The following is a 2,356-nucleotide window of genomic DNA, read 5'->3' as shown; positions in this document are numbered from 1 at the left end:
TACCGACCAGCCGTGCTGGACCGTCATCGAATCTGCGACGCTCTGCGCAAGGCAGGATACGAGGCGAGCGTTTTTCAAGATTCTGCAACTGGCGAGACCGGAAGTTCCCCCGTTTAGCCTAACGATAGATCGCTATAAACACTCTAACGCCCCCTCGGTTTGAGCACATTGACCGTCGGCGTTTTCTCCAGATCAGTGCTGGCATCAGTGCCTACTAAGCATTTTCTCGGGATTTGATGGCTGGAGGGAGTCGCGGCGACATTCCTTATCGCAAGCTAGGCCGACGGGTGTGGATGTCTCGTTGATCGGCCTAGGCAGCTACCACCTGGGCTCTGCTTCCGGCGAAAAAGAAGCCATCAAGATTGTTCGCAGCGCAGTGGATCACGGTATCAACTTCATGGATAATTGCTGGGATTATCATGATGGTAAAAGCGAGGTCTGGATGGGAAATTCTTTGCGAGATGGTTATCGCGATAAAGTTTACCTCATGACGAAGATCGACGGGCGAAACAAAGAAACCGCTGCCCGCCAGATCAACGAATCGCTCTCCCGTTTGAGGACTGATCACCTCGATCTTCTCCAGCTCCACGAAATCATTCGTCTGGATGATCCAAACCGCATCTTTGCTCCCGGTGGGGGGCCATCGAAGCCGTGGAAGCGGCGAAGAAAGCAGGAAAGATTCGTCACGTCGGTTTTACCGGCCATAAAAGCCCTAACATCCATTTGAAGATGCTAGCTATGGCGGAACAGCATGATTATCGATTTTATACTGTGCAGATGCCTTTGAACGTAATGGATGCGCACTTTGATAGCTTCGAGAAGTTAGTGCTACCGAAGCTGGTCGAATTGGAGATGGTGTTCTAGCTATGAAGTCGCTTGGCAGCGGAAGCATTTTGAAAAGCAAGTCGGTTGCGGCCACGCAATGTCTGCATTGCGCGATGAATCTGCCGGTCAGCGTGGTGGTGAATGGCTTTGAAAATATGAAAGACTTGGAGCAGGCTCTGGCCGCCGCAAAAACGTTCGAATCGATGGACGACAACGACGTGCAAAAACTGCTCTCGCTAACTCAAGGAGCGGCCGCAGACGGGAAGTTTGAACTCTGCAAGACGACCACCACGTTTGACGGCACAGTGCAGCATCCCGAGTGGCTGGTTAGCGAAGCAAGGTTCATACGCAAAAGAAAGGCGCTTGCCGAAACAAACGCCTTTCAGATTTGAGTTAGCTTCTGGCTACAGTTTATTGGGTGGGACCATCCTTGAGCATGGCCTGCCCCGTGGAATTTCTGCCTTTGATGCCTGTGGAGGTATCTTCTGGAGCCGTCTGAGGCGTTGGAGCTGTGCTTTGGCAAGCGCCTAACGACAAGATTGCCACGGCAGAGAGAGCAAGTAGTAGATTTTTATTCTTCATATACTAAATAATCGCTCCACACGCGACAACCACTTGTCAGGAAACCGCCCGGAGGAAACATCAGGCGTGGTGCACTATTGCAGGATGTTCGCGCTGCCAGATGCGATCCGAGAGAAAGCGGGAAGCGAGCGCCGTCCAACCTGTTTGATGACTCGCCCCTAGTCCTTTTCCGGTGTCGCCATGAAAATACTCGTGGAAAAGAATTGTTTCCGCAAAGTGAGGGTCGTTTGCAAAAGGCCACTCCGCACCATCGAACGGGCGCTGGCCGTTTTCGTCGCGGAGGAAAAGTTTAGCGAGGCGACTGGAGAGGTCTATGGCGATATCGCCCAAGGTTAGCATGTTGCCCGAACGCGTGGGATACTCCATCTGGAACGTATCTCCATAGTAGCGATGGTAGCGTTCCAAAGCTTCGATAATGAGGTAGTTAAGCGGAAACCAAATCGGCCCGCGCCAGTTGGAGTTCCCACCGAAGAGCCCGGAGGTGGATTCTCCCGGATCATAGCTCACCGTGGAGCTACCACCGTTGTAGTTAAAGGTAAATGGGTTCTTCTGGTGCCACTTGGAAAGAGAGCGCAAACCGTAAGGCGAAAGAAACTCATCTTCATCGAGAAGATAGCTTAAGGTTCGTTGTAAACGTTCCCGAGTCGGCATGGCTAGTAGGAGGTAATCGTGCGGCTGAGAGTTAGTTTCCAGGTAACTCATCTTGCCAGAAAGGTCTTTGCGATTTTCCAGGAACCACTTGGCCCGCTTTGCAAAACCGGGAAGTTTTTCCATAATGTTCTCATCGAGTAACTCTACAGCGATGATAGGAATGCAGCCAACTGCCGATCGAACCCGCAGCGGCTGCTGCTCGTGGCCAGTAAGCATCTGGTCGTAGTAAAAGCCATCGCTTTCATCCCAAAGGCCGCAGCCCGAAATCCCGTTGGTAGCGTCGCAGATACGGATAAAG

3 protein-coding genes are annotated in these 2,356 nt (G+C 52.1%); 2 read left to right on the top strand and 1 reads right to left on the bottom strand.

From position 1 onward, the window contains the following. Positions 1-289 precede the first annotated feature (289 nt). The gene (locus F8S12_RS41455) at positions 290-727 is read left to right on the top strand and encodes an aldo/keto reductase (RefSeq protein WP_331001496.1); all 438 of its coding nucleotides are present in this window, start codon (positions 290-292) and stop codon (positions 725-727) included. 139 nt (positions 728-866) lie between these two features. After that, entirely contained in the window at positions 867-1,217 is a 351-nt protein-coding gene (locus F8S12_RS41450; protein ID WP_230968593.1) for a hypothetical protein, read from the top strand. A gap of 250 nt (positions 1,218-1,467) precedes the next feature. Here the strand turns inward: F8S12_RS41450 and F8S12_RS39670 are convergent. Continuing rightward, positions 1,468-2,356: MGH1-like glycoside hydrolase domain-containing protein (locus F8S12_RS39670; RefSeq protein WP_442946855.1), on the bottom strand; the 889-nt coding region annotated here is incomplete at its 5' end.

It is taken from the genome of Nostoc sp. WHI, assembly GCF_015714725.1.
Classification (GTDB): domain Bacteria; phylum Cyanobacteriota; class Cyanobacteriia; order Cyanobacteriales; family Nostocaceae; genus Nostoc.
Note: the sequence above shows the minus strand (reverse complement) of the source record. Positions and strands in the feature narration are given on the sequence as shown.

Excerpts from the sequence above, each read along its gene's own strand:
- F8S12_RS41450 (WP_230968593.1), top strand. The coding sequence starts at position 867 with ATGAAGTCGCTTGGCAGCGGAAGCATTTTGAAAAGCAAGTCGGTTGCG.